Origin of the sequence: Pseudothermotoga hypogea DSM 11164 = NBRC 106472 (assembly GCF_000816145.1) — a bacterium.
GTDB lineage: Bacteria > Thermotogota > Thermotogae > Thermotogales > DSM-5069 > Pseudothermotoga_A > Pseudothermotoga_A hypogea.
Map to the genome: position 1 here is coordinate 648,030 of NZ_CP007141.1, position 17,166 is coordinate 665,195.

Here is a 17,166-nt window from a genome sequence, read left to right on the forward strand (position 1 = left end):
TGTAAGACGGTTCGGCAAGACATCATGTTCAAATCAGGTGAACAAACAGGCCACTCTTGAGTTTCGGTTCGAACCACGTCGACTTCGGTGGCATTATGAGCCCTGCGTCCGAAACGTTCATGAGCTCTTCGATGGACGTCGGATAGAGAGCAAACGCTACCGCCCAACCCTTTCTCAAGACGTAGTCCTCAAGCGCGTTGAGTCCGTGCACACCACCAACGAAATCGATTCTCTTGTCCCTCCTTGGATCTTTTATGTTCAAGATCTTGTCCAGAACTTCTCTTTGCAGTATCGAAACGTCCAAAATTGCAGTTGGATCAGTCTTGACTTCGTGGAGGACTGAATCCTTCACCTTCAATCTGTACCACACGTTGTTGAGGAACATACCAAACTCGTGTTTTTCTTTCGGTCTGTAAGGTCGAACGGGTGCCACTTCAACGTTGAACACTCTTTCCAGGCGGTTCAAAAACTGATCCGCGGTGAGACCGTTCAGATCTTTCACGATCCTGTTGTAGTCGTATATTTTCAGCTGATCGTGCGGAAAAACTACACCTACAAAGTAATTGTACTCCTCCAGACCCGTATGGTTCGGATTTCGACTGGCCATCCTTTGTGCGACCGTCACAGCGGCGGCAGCCCTGTGATGACCATCCGCGATGTAGAAGGCGGGCACCTCTTCGAACGCACGCTCGATTTCTTCGATCTTGCTGCGGTCTTTCACGACGTACACGATCTGTCTCACGCCGTCTTCGTCCACGAAATCGTACTCGGGCTCTGCCTGTGTGATCGAATCCAGTAGCTCGTTCAAACGTCCTTCAGCACGATAGAACAAGAAAACCAGTCCAGTTTGTGCTCCCAGATACTCTATGTGCTTGACCCTCTCTTCTTCCTTGTCTTTTCTTGTAAGCTCGTGTTTTTTGATCTTCGACTCGAGGTACTCTCTCACCGAGAAGGTCGCGACCAGACCAGTCTGCGTGTGATCGTGTGAGATCTGCTTGTAGACGTAAAAACAATCCTGATCGTCCTGAAAGAGGATGCCATCTTCTGTGTACCTCTGAAGATTCCTCTTAGCCACTTCCAGCGCTTCGTCGCTGGACGGATCGACAGGTTCGTCGAAGTTCACCTCCGGTTTGGTGACCTTGTAGAAGGCCAGAGGGTTTGAAAGAACTATCTTTCTTGCCTCCTCGGAGCTCACAACATCGTACGGTTTCACCGCGACTCTCGCCACGAAATCTTTCTTCGGTCTGAGGGCCCTGAAGGGTCTAACCGTCATAGCGTTCAACCTCCTTTAGGTATGCCTCCTGTTTTTCGAACATGATCTCTGATTGACTCACATCGAACTCGTGATCGTAACCTGCAAGGTGTAGTGCGGCGTGGATCACGCCCCTCAGCAGTTCCTCCTCAAAACCGCAGCCAAACTCTCGTGCATTTTTTGCTATCACGTTAGGACACAGGAAAACTTCGCCGTACAGATCTCCGTCTTTGTAAACGAACGTCAATACGTCCGTTGGTCCTGTAACGTTCCTGAAAGTTTCATTCAACTTGCGTATAGTCCTCTCACCAACGAAAAACACGTCGACTGTGACATTTCCGATCTCTTGCAGGATTATTTTTTCAAGAATTTTCCGAATTCTCTTGATCGGGAGATTGCACCTTGTTCGGTTTATGATTCGGACTTTCGGCAAGCACGATCACCTTCTTGATCTCTTCTTTGGGATACTCTATCCTCGATTTGAACATGTTCAGCAGAACCTTTGCGAATTCGTCGGCCACTGCCTCCAAATCCTTGAGCGTCAAACCCGACTCGTCGAGCTCGCGCTCGTTGTATATACCAGAGACTATCTCTTCCACAAGAGATCTGATCCTACTCGCCGTAGGATTCTTCACGCTCCTGAAAGCCGCCTCTACGGAATCTGCGAGCATGATAATACCTGCCTCTTTGAATTGAGGTTTTGGCCCAATGTATCTGAATTCATCCTCGCTCAAATTGTCACCCATTTCCTTTGCTTTGTGGTAGAAGTATTTCTGTACGCGTGTTCCATGATGCTGTGGTATCACATCCTGAACCAGGAGCGGCAACCTGTGGCGACGCGCCAGTTCCTGTCCATACTTCACGTGATCGAGGACGATCAAATGGCTGAGCTTTGGATTGAGTTCATCGTGTGGATTTTTGTCTTCTATGTTCTCAGTGTAGAAATAAGGTCTTTTCACCTTACCAATGTCGTGAAAGTACGCAGCGGTTCTCGCAAGTATGGGGTTCGCTCCAATTTTCTCAGCGGCCGCTTCCGCAAGGTTCGCAACGACGGCTGAATGGTAGTATGTCCCTGGTGCTCTGAGCGATAGGAGCTTGATCAGTGGATGGTTCATGTTACCAAGCTCCACCAAATCGATGTCCGAATAGATCAAGCTCGCATACTCCACGAAAGGAAGCAGCCCGAGGTCCACCACCGAAAACAAAAAGGGCACGAGAAGTGAGAGCAACAGGTTTCGATCGAGAAAAACCTTTTCTTTCGAAAACAGACCCAGCAACAAGAACGAGACGTTGCAGATGACCGCGAAGAACGCCGGTCTAACGATCTGAAGTCTCTTCTTCAGGCCAGAGCTTGCCACGGCGGTGACGATGTTGCAGACTAAAAGTAGGCTGAAGTCGAACGATGAAGGTTCGATACTGACGATAAGCAAAGCCGAAGAAAAAACGGCCACACTGATCGTCAGTCTCCTGTCAGTCAGCAGACCAAGCAAGAGTATCGGTGCAAAGAACGGAGAAGAGAAGATTCCGAACCTTCTCAGTACCAGCCTTGAAACAAAGGAACCAGCAACTAAGGTGGAAAGAACGAGAGCATGGTATGCACCATGTAAAGAGAACGGTTTTCTATCCAGTTCTGTAGAAACAACAGTCAACCAAAGTGCGGCAAGCCCAACGTATTCAGCGAGGAACTTTGCAGGAGCGTGCAGGTTGGGAAACTGTACCAAGAACAACGAGACGAGAACGACCAAGAGATGGTACCACTTTTTCAACAGCCTATTTATCGGAGCCATTCTTTTTCCTCTCGTATTCCTCGTAAGCCTTTATTATGTTCCTCACAACGGGATGTCTCACAACGTCTGCATCGCTCAGATAAACGAAACCCACCCCGTCAATACCTTTGAGTATCTTTTCGCACTCGATCAAACCTGATTGTTGTCTGTCTATGTCCACCTGGGTCACATCACCGGTTATCACGGCTTTGGAGTTGAAACCTATGCGCGTCAGGAACATCTTCATCTGTTGATGCGTGGCATTCTGTGCTTCATCGAGGATGATGAAACAGTTGTTCAAAGTTCTTCCACGCATGAAAGCCAGTGGAGCGATCTCAACGATGCCCCTCTGTCTGTACGTGTAGAACTTGTCAGCGGAAATCATGTCTAAGATCGCATCATAGATGGGCCTCAAGTAAGGATCCACCTTCTCGACGAGATCACCCGGAAGAAAGCCCAGTTTTTCACCAGCCTCGACAGCAGGTCTTGTGAGAACGATCCTCTGAACCAGACCACTCTTGAGATACTCCAGTGCCATAGCCACCGCCAGGTAGGTTTTGCCCGTTCCGGCCGGCCCTATCACGAAGATCACGTCGTACTTCTTCATAGCCTCGATGTATTCCATCTGTCCTTTGGTTTTGGGTCGTATCCTTCCCACGAGCGGTGAAGATTGTAGAGTTTCTACGGCTTTCGTTGAGTCCGAATATAGGCTCACCAAAGCTTCGAACTCCTGCCAGTCCAGAGCGTAACCCCTTTTTGCGGCTGCAATCACTTGAGATATGATGTTCTCAACGATTTCGACAGTTGATTCGTCGTTGCCCGCCACGACAATCCTTTTGTCTGAAACATCGATGCTCACAGGAAAACGTTTCTTCAAAAATCTCAGTCTGTTGTCGTACTGGCCAAGCACAATGACCATATCAACACTGTCGGGAATTTCAACAGTCCTCGTTGCCAGTTTCACACCACCTCCAGTTCGATTATAACCTTGACACTCCCAATCCCCTGAAGGAGAGATGGGATTCTTAGCAGCTCATTTAGGCTGCCTTCCATGGAGCATTTGATACTCCATGGCCACAGAGGTGCGGTTTGAACCTTACACCTCTGACGGGTGCCAATCCCGCTACTACTTGGGACTTCTTCCCAAGATACCTCTGCCAGATGTTTATCGCTCCTACTCCGTCCCTGTGATAACTAAATCCACAACTTTTACACTCATAGTTGCGACCAACCGCATGATTCTTGCTACCACATACAGGACAGACCTGACTCGTATATTCTTCTGAAGCAAGTTTCACTTCAATCCCCAGTAGCTGTGCTTTGTAGGTTATCATGTCCACCATCTTCCTGAAACACCACTGATGAACTTTTTGATTAAAGTTATCGTTCCCTTCTACACGCTCTCGAATATTTGTGACATCACCAATTACAATAGTCCCATACCCTTTCTGTAAACACATCTTAAGAAAGTTGCTGGTTATCTTGTGCAGTATGTCCGTTATTTGATGCTTTGTTCGTTTCAGCATTCGCTGCTTTGCTTTCAACAGTTTTCTATACCTCTTGGAACCTTTCTTGCATTTGCTTAACGTTCGCTGAAAGTCTGCCAACTTCTTGTTGCGATATCTGATTAGACTGTTGAGAATACCACCGTGATACGAAATCACTTCAGAGCCATCAAAGCAAGTTATTGGACGGAGTATCCCAAGGTCTACAGACATAACTTCAACAGACTGTTTCTTCTCATGCTCATTCTTCACCTCTATTGCAAGGTGAAGATAATATTTCTCAGCCTCATACACAAGTCTTACTTGCCTAATTGTTGTACCGGCTGGCAGTGTCGTTTGTATCAAAATTGGCTCCTGACTACTACCCATTGAAAGTCTCAGAACCCCTTCTGGTGAAAGTTTTATAGCAGTATCTTTCCAGATGAACGGCATAAACCTTTTCTTCTTATGTGGTGGTTTCAAGCTCGGGTTTGTCTTGACTGCAGTAAAGTAACTGTTAAGCGCCTGAAAGTATTGCTGAACTATAGCCTGTTTGGAATGGGTATGGATATTGATAGTGCTACTCCAACGCAGGATATATTTTTGTGTTGCTCCTGGTGAAAGCCAGAAACCTTTCTTGCTTTTTACTTTCTTGACCAGCGACATGGTTTTGTTGTAGATTCGACCAGCGAGTCTGTTCAGTTCAGAACACAGAGGATACAATTCTCTCGGAACAGGCACTTTGTAAGTTCTGACTATATATCTTGACATTGTTTCGCCCTATGCAATTTATAACACATGCTAATAACGAACAAGCTTTTTACCCATCCCCTGAAGGAGAAGGGCTTGCGGGACACTATTTTCTGTCACGATCATTTTTCTTGGTCATCGAGCAGGGTTATGAGAGACTTCAGATACTTGCTTCTGGAAGGATGCCTGAGTTTCCTGAGTGCCTTCACTTCTATTTGCCTGATCCTCTCTCTAGTCACGTTGAAGTACTGGCCCACTTCTTCGAGGGTTTTCGCCTTCCCATCGAGCAAGCCATAACGCATCTTCAAAACCATGGCTTCTCTGGGGTTCAGCGTCTTGAGAACTTTCTCGAGTTCCTCTCTGATGAGCATTCTCATGGCCTCTTTTTTGGGCGACGCTATGCTCTCGTCGGCAATGAAATCTCCCATCACCGAGTCTTCGTCTTCACCGACCGGGGATTCTAAAGATACGGTCTCGCGTGAAGCTTGAAGCACTTCTTCTATCTTTTCTACAGGTTTGTTCATCAACTTTGCGAGTTCTTCCACCGTCGGTTGCTCACCGAACTTTTGATAGTACTCCCTGCTCACCCTGTTCAACTTGTTGATCGTTTCGACCATGTGCACCGGGATCCTTATCGTTCTCGCCTGATCCGCTATGGCACGTGTGATGGCTTGCCTGATCCACCACGTCGCGTACGTACTGAACTTGTAACCCTTTCGCCAGTCAAACTTTTCCACTGCTTTGAGTAACCCGATGTTACCCTCTTGAATGAGATCCAGGAAAGACAAACCACGGCCTATGTAACGCTTGGCTATGCTCACCACGAGTCTCAGGTTCGACTCGATCAACTTCTTCTTTGCCCTCTCGTTTCCCATCTGCGCACGTCTTGCCAGTTCCCTCTCTTGAGACGGTGTCAGTAGAGGTATCTTTCCGATCTCTCTGAGGTACATCTTAATCGGGTCTTTGAGCGATACGTTGTCGTACGTTTCAGGTCCTTCCTCCTCCACGGTTGCGACCTCTTCAACATCCGACTCGACTTCGTCGAGAGATTCGGGTTCGGCGTCCTGAATCGTTATCTTGTTCTTTTCAAGCTCTTCGTAAATTCTTTCTATTAAAGACGAATCGAAGCCATCGTAATCTGGAGGAAAGGCTTTGTCTATATCATCATAGGTGATGAAACCCTTCCTCTTACCAAGTTTGATGAGGTTCTTGATCTTCTTCTCTATTTCTTCTTGGGAGAGGGTCTTGAGGCGCCTCTCTTCTTTTTCTTCTTCGTTATCGAGAACTTTTTCTTCCTGTTCGATCGTCTTTTCGTTTTCAAGTTCCACTCTGATCACCTCCCAGTGATCTGAGCTGAGAAACCAGCTCAAGCCTCCTTTTCAAAAGAAGGCCACGTTCTTCATCGTCCCGACAGAAAGCCAGTTTACTGTCAATCTGTGACAATTCCCTTTCAACCGCTTTTCTTGCGAAGCGTTTTTTTAAGTCGCTGAACACCTTCCATGGATCTCCCTCAGGTATCTTCGCCAAGACTGCAAATGCGTACTGCTTCAGTTCGGGGCTCAGCTCCGACAAATCTTTTTTCTCGCGCAGGAAAGAGATCAGTTTTCTGGTCCTATCGGCAAAAAGTTCCGGATCTATTTCATCGATCCTGTCCCTCAGTTCCTCACAAGTTATGTACAGATAGACTATGTAATCGTCCTCGGTTGGGAGCGTCGACTTCGAAACCATCGTCGTCGGTGTGACTTGAAGTCTGAACATCTCGTTCACCTGCGATGTGGATAGCCTTGTCTTTTGCGAGACAGCTTCAACAAGCCTTTCGTACCTGTCTATCCTCTTGTTCCTCAAAAGGATCTCCGCCCAACCCCTCAAGGCGCCGATGTATTTTTCCAAACCTGCGCTTGTCGTAACGTCGAAATATCTTTCATAGACCTCGATGAGGTAATTCTCAAAGGGTAAAGCTTCAGAAAGGAGCTTTTTCAAATAATCCGCTCCTCGCTTTCTGTAAGTTTCGTCCGGATCCTTTTCGGGTAATTTCACCACCGCAACATCGAAGGATGCCTCAACCAGAACTTTCAGTGATCTCAGGGTTGCCCTGATACCAGCTTCATCGTTGTCAAAAGCCAGGATGACGTTTCTGGAAAGCGGCATCAATTTCGAAACGTGTTCCCTCGTCAGGCTGGTTCCAAGGACTGCGACTGCGTTCGTCACCCCAGCCCTGTGTAACGCTATGGCGTCGAAGTAACCTTCGCAAATCACTGCAAAGTCCAGTGACTTGATCGCTTTCTTCGCTCTGTCCAGCATGAACAGAACACTTCTCTTCGAGAAAAACTTCGTCTCGGGCGAATTGAGATACTTCGGTTCCCGATCGTCCAGACTTCTACCGGCGAAGGCGATTATTTTGCCGTTTTCGTCCTTTATGGGCATTATCAACCTGCCTTCGAACAGGTCAATCCCGTTGCTTGGTTTGTAAAGCCCGTACTGTGAAGCTTTCTCGTCCGGCAGAGACATCGAGCGTGCCACCCTTTGTGCGATGCGAGAATTCTCAGGGCTGAAGCCGAACTCGTACAAATTCGACTCGCTCTCCGAAAACCCCCTCCTGGTGATGTACTCAACGGCAGCTGCACTTTGTTTGAACTGTTTCCTGTATTCTGCAAAAACCCTCGTCAGGTATTCCACGTACAGATCCTTTTCAGAACGGCCCGTTGAGATCTTCAGTTCCACACCCGCCATTTTTGCGAGCCTTTCCAGTGCCTCCTGAAAGGATATATGCTCTATCTCCTGCAAGAACTTTATCGCATCACCGGATGCGCCACAACCGAAACAGTGATAGAGCTTCAACACCGGGTTCACGAAAAAAGACGGGGTCTTCTCAACATGAAACGGGCACAACCCCCTGTAGCTGGAACCAACCTTTTGTAGAGATACGTACTGAGAAACGAGTTCGACGATGTCGACAGACTGCTTGATTTTTTCTATCAGGTCCTTGCTCACCATCGTGAGGTCGTTCGCGGAAACACCACCAACTTCCTTGGACCGATTCGAACGCGTAAAAGTTCAAAGGGGGCACAGGCCCCCACAAGCTTCATCTCTTGGAGTACTGCGGTGCCCGGCGAGCTTTCTTCAGTCCGTACTTTTTCCTTTCGACCATCCTTGGATCTCTTGTGAGCATTCCCTTTTCTCTCAGCGTAGGTCTCAGATTCTCGTCAAACTGAACAAGTGCCCTCGCCAATCCAAGCCGGACTGCTCCGGCCTGTCCAGAAAGGCCTCCGCCTTCGACGGTAATCAAGATGTCGAATTTCCCAACCATGTTCGTGACAACGAGTGGTTCCATGGCATGCCGTGCTCTCACAGCATCCTTGAAGTATTCTTCGGCATCGCTGTACTCTTTGTGGTTTATGATCAACTTTCCGCTGCCAGGCCTCAGATAAACTCGAGCAACGGACGTCTTCCTTCTTCCAACACCATGATACACAGCTTGCTGGTTAACTACAGGCATCGTTCACCCTCCCATCATATTTCGATTGGCACGGGTTTCTGGGCCTCGTGCGGGTGCTTGTCTGATGCGTACACTTTAAGCCTCTTCAAATACTTGTCCCCGAGTGCCTTCTTTGGAAGCATTCTCTTGACCGCCAGGTATATCAACCTTTCAGGATGCGTCTGGAGCAACTGCTTGGCCGTCTGCATCTTCAATCCACCAGGATAGCCACTGTGACGATAGTAGATCTTTTGTTCGAGCTTGCGGCCCGTCAACACGACCTTGTCTGCGTTGATGACCACCACATAGTTGCCGTTGTCAACACCAGGAAAGAACGTCGGTTCGTTCTTTCCCATCAAGTACTTGGCTATCTGAGTCGCCAGTCTACCCAGAACCTTACCCGATGCATCGACGAGGTACCATTTTCCTCCCGCATTTCTCACGATCGTTGTTTTCTGTATGGGCAAAGGACGCGCCATTTTCTGACCCTCCTCATTGTTGTTGTGGAACAACTTTGACAAACTTTCTGTTCCTTTTCTCGTAGAATTTCACGATCCCATCTTTGAGAGCGAAGAGCGTGAAATCCCTGCCGCAGCCCACGTTTTCTCCCGGATGTATCTTAGTTCCTCTCTGCCTCACCAGTATGTTGCCAGCCCTCACGACTTGACCATCGCCGACTTTCACACCGAGGTACTTCGGATTGCTGTCTCTGTTTCCTATCGAACCGCTCTTTCTATGACCGAACAACTGTATGTCGATCCTCATTGACCTTCACCTCCACAGACAGGTTTCGCGGATACTGTGACCTGATGTCCTCAACACTTTCGTGAAGCTCTTCGACCAGAAAATCCGATAGCTCACTGGGGCAGGGTATCTGCACGGTCAGTCGAGCACGTTTTTTCTCAACGATTGCTCCGCAACGTTTCTCGAGCATACGCGCCGTGTGTTGCGCAAGCGTGCTCACCGCAGCACAAACGATGTCCTTGCCCTTCACATCGAGTCCACTGTGGCCCTCGAAAGAGAATGAGACGTAATGACCGTTGGTCGAGGCAAAGCTCGCCTTTATCACGAGCTTTCACCAAGATCGATTCTGTCGATCTTGACCAGAGTGTACCACTGTCTGTGGCCCCTTCTCCTTCGAACGTTCTTCTTCGGCCGATACCTTATGGACATGACCTTCCTGGCTTTCTCGTGCTTCAAAACCGTAGCTTTGACGCTGCAACCTTCTACGTAGGGTTGACCTATCTTGACTCCCTGTTCGGTAGAGACGTGGACCACGCGATCAAAGACAACCGCTTCACCTTCCGTCTGTGGAAGCTTTTCCACAGCTACCACGTCACCTTCAGTGACTCGGTACTGTTTTCCACCGGTTTCAATGATGGCGTACACGATCGCACCTCCTTGGTAAACAGGCACTGAAAAACGTAGTTCCACACCCGCGTGGAACCTTTTCGACGTTTTTCACGTGCCAAGTCTTTGGTCAGCGTGAATATTCTATCACCGACATCATTAAGGTTTAGAAAATAAAACTTTACACAAACGTTCCTTGCGGAAATTGTCGCCAAGCCTTACAACCCGAGCGCTTCCAAAAATGTGAAAGTATAACTTGAAAAATCTGAAGAAATGGTTTACAATTTTTGTGAGGTGGTCCTATGCTGTTGGCTGTGGTTCTGATCCTTGCTGGTCTCGGATTGATAATCTTCGGTGCCAGAGTGTTCTTCGGTGTGCTGTTTTTAGCTGTGGGAGTATACCTGATAGTTTCCTTCTTGAACGTCAAGGTGAAGTCCAGAAAGAGGCGTGAACAGGAGCTTTCTTTTCTGAGGGAACAACTCAAAGACAAACTCAGTGAAGAGGACATGGAATGGATCATGAGCTTTTTCACAGCCCCGATCGGTAGAAAGTTCATCATCTGGGTCCAGGACAGAAGCGAGAACACGAACGTCAGGATCTCCATACCTGTCTCACTCGTGATGCTCTTGCGGCCTTTTTTGAATTCGCTCACACCGCTGCTGGTGAGGTTTCTCGACAAGAAGGTACCGCTTTCTCTATCCAGAGACGATCTCAACATGATAATCAAGCTGTTGAATTCCTGTCTCGACGAGATCTCAACTTACAGGGGAGATTTCTTACACATCGAAACTCAGGACGCCACAATCAGGATCGGTTTGATGTGAAGGGAGGATGGAAGAAATGAGGGAAGAACTTCTCAAGCTTTTCAGGCTGGTTAGAGACGGAAAGTTGAGTCCAGAAGAAGCGCTGGAAATAGCAGAAACGGTTGGAATTTTCTCTCAGCCTCAGCAACCAACGAAGGAAGGAGCGTCCGCTAAGAAGATGCTCTACGTTCAGATCAGGGACCCTAAGGGAGAAAAGGTCGACGTGAAGATACCCCTGAGCATGGCACAGCTTCTGAAACTCACTTTGCCTGCGTTGAAGGAGAGACTACCGGGCGTTGATCTCGAAATGGTCTCGAAACAGATCGATCAGGCCTTAGGAAGTCTTCAAGAACTGGAAGGGGACATCGTGAACATATCCAGCGAGGATGGGACAATCGTTCGACTGTTCATCGGCTGATACTGTGGTAAAATTTGCAGAGCAGAGAACGCTGGAGGTGCTGAAGGGACATGGATCTTGGTACTCGCTACACTCCCGAAGCGATCGAGAGAAAATGGTACGATTTTTGGCTAAAAAAAGGCTACTTCACTCCAACTGGAGTCGGGGAACCGTTCGTCATAGTCATTCCACCCCCCAACATCACAGGGCGCATCCACATGGGACACGCCCTCAACATAACTTTGCAGGATATCCTCGTTCGCTACAAGAGGATGAAAGGTTACGACACACTCTGGCTTCCCGGGGAAGATCATGCAGGCATAGCCACACAGAACGCCGTTGAGAGACATCTGGCTTCGCAAGGTTTGACTCGTGAAGAACTTGGAAGAGAGAAGTTCCTCGAGGTCGTGTGGGAATGGGCCAGAAAGTACAGAAAAGAGATCAGACAACAGATTGAAACGCTTGGTGCGTCCGTGGATTGGACCAGGGAGAGGTTTACGCTCGATGAGGGCCTTTCGCGCGCGGTTAGAAAGGTGTTCGTCGAGCTCTACAGGAAGGATTTGATATACAGGGGCAAGTACATGGTGAACTGGTGTCCCAGGTGCAAGACGGTGCTCGCAGACGATGAGGTTGAACACGAAGAAACCCAGGGAAAGCTCTACTATGTCAAGTACCCATTGCTGGACTCATCCGATTACATCGTGGTAGCCACAACGCGCCCGGAAACGATGCTCGGCGATACCGCCGTTGCCGTCAATCCGAAAGACGAGAGGTACAAGCATCTGGTCGGGGAAAAAGCCATCTTGCCACTCGTGAACCGGGTTTTGCAGATCGTGGCGGACGAGTACGTTGATCCAGAGTTCGGGACCGGTGCGGTGAAGATCACACCGGCTCACGATCCGAACGATTTCGAAGTTGCGAAACGCCACAGCTTGCCCATGGTAGACATCTTCGATGACAACGCGGTGGTGAACGAGAACGGTGGAAAGTACAGAGGTTTGGACAGGTATAAAGCCAGAGAGGCCATTGTTGCAGACCTGCAAGCCGAAGGTTATCTTTTGAAAGTCGAGAACATCACGCACTCTGTAGGTCATTGCTACAGGTGCGAAACGGCCGTGGAACCAAGGTTGATGGACCAATGGTTCGTCCGCATGAAGCCATTGGCGGAAAAAGCGATAGAAGCCGTTGAAACTGGCGAGGTGCAGTTCGTTCCCGAAAGATGGAAGAAGGTTTATCTGCACTGGATGTACAACGTGAGGGATTGGTGTATAAGTAGACAGTTGTGGTGGGGCCACAGGATACCCGTCTGGTACTGTCAAGATTGCGGGCAAACGATAGTCGAGGAGGAAGAACCGAAGAACTGTCCAAAATGCGGTTCGAGCAATCTGAAGCAGGATGAAGACGTGCTCGACACGTGGTTTTCCTCCGCCCTTTGGCCTTTCTCCACTCTCGGTTGGCCGGATGAAACAGAAGATCTGAAGAGATATTATCCTACCTCGGTTCTTGTGACAGGCTTTGACATCATCTTCTTCTGGGTTGCTCGAATGATCATGATGGGTTATGAGTTCATGGGTGAAAAACCTTTCAGCCACGTTTACATCCATCAACTCATACGCGACAAATATGGACGGAAGATGAGCAAATCCCTTGGCAACGGCATCGATCCGATAGACATGGCCGAGAAGTACGGGACCGATCCAGTCAGGTTCACACTCGCCATCCTTGCCGCTCAGGGAGTCGACATAAAACTGGACGAGAAATACTTCGACACTTACAAGAAGTTCGCAAACAAAATCTGGAACGCAACCAGGTTCGTCCTCATGAACCTCGATGGTTTTGAACCTCTCAGTCTGGACGGGCTCGACACTGCGGACAAATGGATCCTGTCTCGGCTTCAGAGGACAGTTCAGACAGTCACAAACGGCTTGGAAAACTACGATTTCAACGTGGCAGCGAAAGCACTCTATGACTTCTTCTGGGACGAATTCTGCGATTGGTACATAGAATGTGCGAAACCAAGACTTTCTTCGGACGCCAGAAGAATCGTCCAGAACGTGCTCGTCAAGGTGCTCGATGTGAGTTTCAGGTTGCTGCATCCCTTCATGCCTTTCCTGTCGGAGGAACTCTGGCAACGCCTTCCCATCGCTATGGAGTCGATCGTGATCGCACCGTGGCCTGAGTTCGAGGAAAACTTCCTGAACGATGAAGCCGAAAGATCCTTCTCAACCATCCAGCAGATCGTCAAAGGTGTCAGGAACATACGGGCTGAGCTGAACATACCTGCCAAACAGGCCGTAAAACTTTTCGTCGTCGGAAGAATGCTCTTAAATGAGGAAGCACTGTATGTGAAGCATCTTGCATTCGTTGAAGACATCATCTACACAGAAAGGAAACCCCAACGCTGTGCCACAGCCTTTATCTCGAGTGATTTACACGTGTATGTGGACGTAGAAGGTATGAACATCGAAGAAGAGATCAAAAGACTCGAGAAAAACATCTCGAAGCTCGAGCAGGACAGAGAATGGTTGCTGAAGAAGCTTTCGGACGAAAACTTCCTGACACGCGCGCCGGAAAACGCTGTGAACGAAGCAAAGCAAAAGCTGTCGCAAACAGAGGAAAGGTTGAAGATTCTCAGACAGATTCTGGATGATCTATCATGACTTACCTTGAAATGCTCGAATACATTTACAAAGAAAGGCCTTCGGGTAAAATCACACTGGGACTCGAGAGAATCATAGAGCTATGCGAACTTCTGGGCAATCCACAGCACAGTTTTCGCAGCGTTCACGTCACCGGGACCAACGGTAAGGGCTCAGTGACAAAACTGCTGAGCAATTTGATGATCGAACATGGTTTCCAGACTGGCGCTTACTACTCACCACATTTGTCGAGCTTCAAAGAGAGAATTCTCGTGAACGAAGAATTTGTCCCAGACGAGCTCTATCTGGAATGCTTCAAGGAAGTTCAAAAATTTGCAAAGCAGATGGATCAGAAAGGAGAGGCACACAAACCCAGCTTCTTCGAGTTCACGACCGCGATGGCCTTTTGTATCTTTCAAAGAACGAAGGTCGAAACGGGTGCGATAGAGGTTGGTCTCGGCGGAAGGTTCGATGCGACTAATGTTCTCAAGAGTGACGTGGCCGTCATCGTCACGGTCGGTTACGATCACATGCATATCCTCGGTGACACGCTCGAAAAGATCGCCTTCGAAAAGGCCGGTATCATAAAGGATTCGATCCCAACCGTATGTGGTGAGACCAAACCCGGGCCCGTTGAGGTGATAAAAAAAGTCTGCGAGGAGAAAAGGAGTGAGCTTCATCTTCTCAGCAGGGACTTCATTTATGAGAACATGCAGATGAAGCTCAACGAAAACAGGTTCGATTTCAAAGGTCTGAAAAACTTTGAAGGACTCGAACTCACGCTGAACGGTGAACATCAGTTCTTGAACGCCTCCGTGGCCCTTCAAACGTTCTTGTTGTTCGCAGACCGGATGGGTTTCGAAGTGAAAGAAGAAGCTGTTCGAAGGGCGCTCAAGAAAACAACTCATCCTGGCAGGTTCGAAGTTGCTGGTGAGAAACCAAGGTACATCTTCGACGGCGCACACAACGCACCAGCTGCGGCGAGTTTGAAAAGAGCCGTGAACACGTATTTGCAAGGTGAAAGGTTGGCTGGTCTGGTGGGCATACTGGATGACAAGGATAAAGTTGGTGTCCTTTCACAGATCGCTCCGTTGTTCGAACGGCTCATGATCACTCGACCTGTTTCTCACCGTGCCACCAATCCTCAAGAAACTTACGAGATAGCAAGAAGTTACAACGACAACGTTTCTTTCGAACCCGATCCTGTAAAAGCTTTGGAAACACTAAAAGAAGAGGGCTGGTCGACGATAATAATCACAGGCTCACTGTACTTGGTGGGTTATGTGAGAGACTACGTTCTGGACGGCAAACTGGAGCCGGAGTGGACGATTGCGGGGTGAGCCCTTGCTTGTCGCAGTCTACGGAGAGGTTGAAGGGATAAAAGGAAACGTCGTGCTGCTGCGTGTGACGGATTTCGTTTTCCAGATCCACTGCGACAGCAAAACAGTACAATCACTCAAGGCTGGTGAAAGAGTCAGATTTCACACACATCTCGAGTTCAATCAGGACGGGTTCACACTCTACGGATTTCTCGACGAAGAGAAACTTGAGGTGTTTGAGAAAATCACCAGGGTCTCAAAAGTGGGTCACAGGACGGCTCTGAAGATTCTGTCTTCGGTTGAGCCTGATGAGTTCGTTTACATGATCAAGAGTGGCGACATCGAAAGACTGTCTCAGGTACCCGGAATCGGTAGAAAGACGGCTGAGAGACTCGTTTCGGAATTGAAAGATGAGGAATTTTCGATCACTTTCACGATGAACAGAGAGTACCTCGATGCAGTTGAGGCTCTAACGGTGCTGGGTTTTTCGAGATCCGAGGCCCGAGATGCGGTGAGAAGAGTTTTTAAACCGAACATGAACGCTGAGCAGATCGTCAAGGAGGCGTTGAGACTGCTCTCTAAGAAGGTGTGAGCATGCTCGAGCCTGTGTCGAACCCAACGCTTGGTTACAGACTCGATCCTGGAGAGCTTGGTTTATGGAACACCGCTTCGGCCAGTCGAAGCGTTTTGCGCGTGCTCACTCAGGAGATCAGCAACTGGCTTTATTTCAAGCGAAAAGTTGAACGAGAAGGCGGAGTCATCATACAGGGCGGTATCAGTCTCGATCTGAGAAAGAGAGGTTCTTTCCTCGCAGCGGTGGCGGGTAGGACTACCGTCTGGGTGTACTATCCTGGTGAGAGAACGCAAAACGATGCCGTAGCAGACAATCAGTACAAACAGCACATACAGGAAAAAATAAGGGAACTTGAAAATCAGCTGACCTTCGCAACACCAGAAGAAAGAGAGAAACTGGAGCAGCAGATCCAGTTGCTCAAGATGGCCATGAACCTGCCGCTCCAGCTCGTTCAGATGCTGCTCGAACCACTGGGACTATTTCTCAACGCGATCGCTTGATTCTTTTTTTTCCATCATCTTGAGGAAGATTTCAACCAACTTCGGATCGAACATTTTTCCGCTCTGAACTTTTATCATCTCGAGGGCTTCCTGTTTTGTCTTTGGACCTGTGCCCCATTCGGAGGTCACGAAGTGCGTGAGTTCGTCAAAGTAATCACAGATGGCTATGATCCTTGCAAACAACGGTATCTCTTCTTGCTTGAGTCCATCCGGATAACCTTTTCCGTCCCACCGTTCGTGGTGTGACCTCACCGCAGGAACGACGTCCCAGAGGTACTCGATCGACGAGAGATAGATCGCCCCCATCACGGTGTGATCCTGGGGCATGTTTTCGAAGATCCTGATCCGCGTTGGCGTGTACATCATGAGCTGCTCGATGCCTATCTTGCCAACATCATGAAGCATTGCTGATTCTCGAAGAAGCGCCTGTTCCTTTTCGTCCAGGTCCAGTTCTTTACCCATCTCCACACACAAGCGTGTGACCCTTTGGGAATGGCTGAAACCCTCCTTATCTTCCACTTCCATCAACACGACCATCGCCTGTAAGATCCCGCTGACCACCTTCCTTGCGAACCTGTAGCTTGTGAAAGCGGCCTTGCCGTCTTCTTTGTCCACGTAAGACTTGACGAACGTCCAGATCGAATCGTAAGCATTTGGGTCGTTCGCGAATCGTGCCACGAGTTTTCCAGAGTCGTACAGTTCGACGAAATCTTTTCGCACGACCAACTGTGGCGACAAATCTGGTTGAAACGCATCGGTTATGAACAGATTATTGGACAACGGTTCCTCCGCAGAACAGAGCTTTTCGAATCGTTCAGTCAGATCATCCTTTTCTTTCAGCACCGTGCACACCATCC

General features: G+C 48.7%; 19 protein-coding genes. 6 read left to right on the top strand and 13 right to left on the bottom strand.

The annotated features are described in order from the left end of the window. Positions 1-28 precede the first annotated feature (28 nt). From AJ81_RS03345 to rplU, 12 genes are all read right to left on the bottom strand, one after another. Positions 29-1,273 (bottom strand): DUF1015 domain-containing protein, encoded by a 1,245-nt coding sequence (locus AJ81_RS03345; RefSeq protein WP_031504061.1) that lies wholly within the window; start codon positions 1,271-1,273, stop codon positions 29-31. Further along, positions 1,263-1,685 (bottom strand): rRNA maturation RNase YbeY, encoded by a 423-nt coding sequence (gene ybeY, locus AJ81_RS03350; RefSeq protein ID WP_038059689.1) that lies wholly within the window; start codon positions 1,683-1,685, stop codon positions 1,263-1,265. The genes AJ81_RS03345 and ybeY overlap by 11 nt, the downstream gene beginning before the upstream one ends. Continuing rightward, positions 1,615-3,039: an HDIG domain-containing metalloprotein gene (locus AJ81_RS03355; RefSeq protein WP_038059691.1), complete on the bottom strand. Its 1,425-nt coding sequence runs from the start codon at positions 3,037-3,039 to the stop codon at positions 1,615-1,617. The genes ybeY and AJ81_RS03355 overlap by 71 nt, the downstream gene beginning before the upstream one ends. Then, positions 3,023-3,937: a PhoH family protein gene (locus tag AJ81_RS03360; protein WP_051368994.1), complete on the bottom strand. Its 915-nt coding sequence runs from the start codon at positions 3,935-3,937 to the stop codon at positions 3,023-3,025. The genes AJ81_RS03355 and AJ81_RS03360 overlap by 17 nt, the downstream gene beginning before the upstream one ends. Before the next feature lie 118 nt (positions 3,938-4,055). Beyond that, positions 4,056-5,273, bottom strand: coding sequence for an RNA-guided endonuclease InsQ/TnpB family protein (locus AJ81_RS03365; protein ID WP_039658575.1), 1,218 nt, complete (start codon positions 5,271-5,273; stop codon positions 4,056-4,058). A 101-nt stretch (positions 5,274-5,374) separates the two neighbouring features. Next, on the bottom strand, positions 5,375-6,478 hold the full coding sequence (gene rpoD, locus AJ81_RS03370) for an RNA polymerase sigma factor RpoD (protein WP_288052432.1): 1,104 nt from the start codon (positions 6,476-6,478) through the stop codon (positions 5,375-5,377). Between the two features lie 91 nt (positions 6,479-6,569). Further along, the gene (gene dnaG, locus AJ81_RS03375) at positions 6,570-8,246 is read right to left on the bottom strand and encodes a DNA primase (protein ID WP_031502269.1); all 1,677 of its coding nucleotides are present in this window, start codon (positions 8,244-8,246) and stop codon (positions 6,570-6,572) included. A gap of 88 nt (positions 8,247-8,334) precedes the next feature. After that, positions 8,335-8,748, bottom strand: a complete 414-nt coding sequence (rpsI, locus tag AJ81_RS03380) for a 30S ribosomal protein S9 (RefSeq protein WP_031502268.1) — start codon at positions 8,746-8,748, stop codon at positions 8,335-8,337. 14 nt (positions 8,749-8,762) lie between these two features. After that, a complete protein-coding gene (gene rplM / locus AJ81_RS03385; RefSeq protein ID WP_031502266.1) occupies positions 8,763-9,206 on the bottom strand; it encodes a 50S ribosomal protein L13 in 444 nt (147 codons plus the stop codon). 13 nt (positions 9,207-9,219) lie between these two features. Further along, positions 9,220-9,492, bottom strand: coding sequence for a 50S ribosomal protein L27 (rpmA, locus tag AJ81_RS03390; protein WP_031502264.1), 273 nt, complete (start codon positions 9,490-9,492; stop codon positions 9,220-9,222). After that, complete coding sequence (locus AJ81_RS03395; RefSeq protein WP_031502262.1) at positions 9,461-9,796, bottom strand: ribosomal-processing cysteine protease Prp; 336 nt, start codon at positions 9,794-9,796, stop codon at positions 9,461-9,463. Before AJ81_RS03395 ends, rpmA begins: the two co-directional genes overlap by 32 nt. Beyond that, the gene (gene rplU, locus AJ81_RS03400) at positions 9,793-10,116 is read right to left on the bottom strand and encodes a 50S ribosomal protein L21 (protein ID WP_031502260.1); all 324 of its coding nucleotides are present in this window, start codon (positions 10,114-10,116) and stop codon (positions 9,793-9,795) included. Before rplU ends, AJ81_RS03395 begins: the two co-directional genes overlap by 4 nt. Positions 10,117-10,379: 263 nt before the next feature. On the opposite strand from rplU, the gene AJ81_RS03405 reads away from it, so the two are divergent. The 6 genes from AJ81_RS03405 to AJ81_RS03430 are packed head-to-tail and all read left to right on the top strand — an operon-like array spanning position 10,380 to position 16,309. Then, positions 10,380-10,901, top strand: coding sequence for a hypothetical protein (locus AJ81_RS03405; protein ID WP_031502258.1), 522 nt, complete (start codon positions 10,380-10,382; stop codon positions 10,899-10,901). A gap of 16 nt (positions 10,902-10,917) precedes the next feature. Next, complete coding sequence (locus AJ81_RS03410; RefSeq protein ID WP_031502256.1) at positions 10,918-11,298, top strand: hypothetical protein; 381 nt, start codon at positions 10,918-10,920, stop codon at positions 11,296-11,298. A 50-nt stretch (positions 11,299-11,348) separates the two neighbouring features. Continuing rightward, complete coding sequence (locus AJ81_RS03415; protein ID WP_031502255.1) at positions 11,349-13,937, top strand: valine--tRNA ligase; 2,589 nt, start codon at positions 11,349-11,351, stop codon at positions 13,935-13,937. Continuing rightward, positions 13,934-15,256: a bifunctional folylpolyglutamate synthase/dihydrofolate synthase gene (locus tag AJ81_RS03420; protein WP_031502252.1), complete on the top strand. Its 1,323-nt coding sequence runs from the start codon at positions 13,934-13,936 to the stop codon at positions 15,254-15,256. Before AJ81_RS03415 ends, AJ81_RS03420 begins: the two co-directional genes overlap by 4 nt. Positions 15,257-15,260: 4 nt before the next feature. After that, positions 15,261-15,827 (top strand): Holliday junction branch migration protein RuvA, encoded by a 567-nt coding sequence (gene ruvA, locus AJ81_RS03425; protein ID WP_051368797.1) that lies wholly within the window; start codon positions 15,261-15,263, stop codon positions 15,825-15,827. Positions 15,828-15,829: 2 nt separating this feature from the next. Further along, positions 15,830-16,309, top strand: a complete 480-nt coding sequence (locus AJ81_RS03430; RefSeq protein WP_031502250.1) for a hypothetical protein — start codon at positions 15,830-15,832, stop codon at positions 16,307-16,309. Here AJ81_RS03430 and AJ81_RS03435 read toward each other — a convergent pair. Continuing rightward, entirely contained in the window at positions 16,286-17,164 is an 879-nt protein-coding gene (locus tag AJ81_RS03435) for an HD-GYP domain-containing protein (RefSeq protein ID WP_031502248.1), read from the bottom strand. The two genes, AJ81_RS03430 and AJ81_RS03435, sit on opposite strands and share 24 nt — an antisense overlap. Between the last annotated feature and the right edge of the window lie 2 nt (positions 17,165-17,166).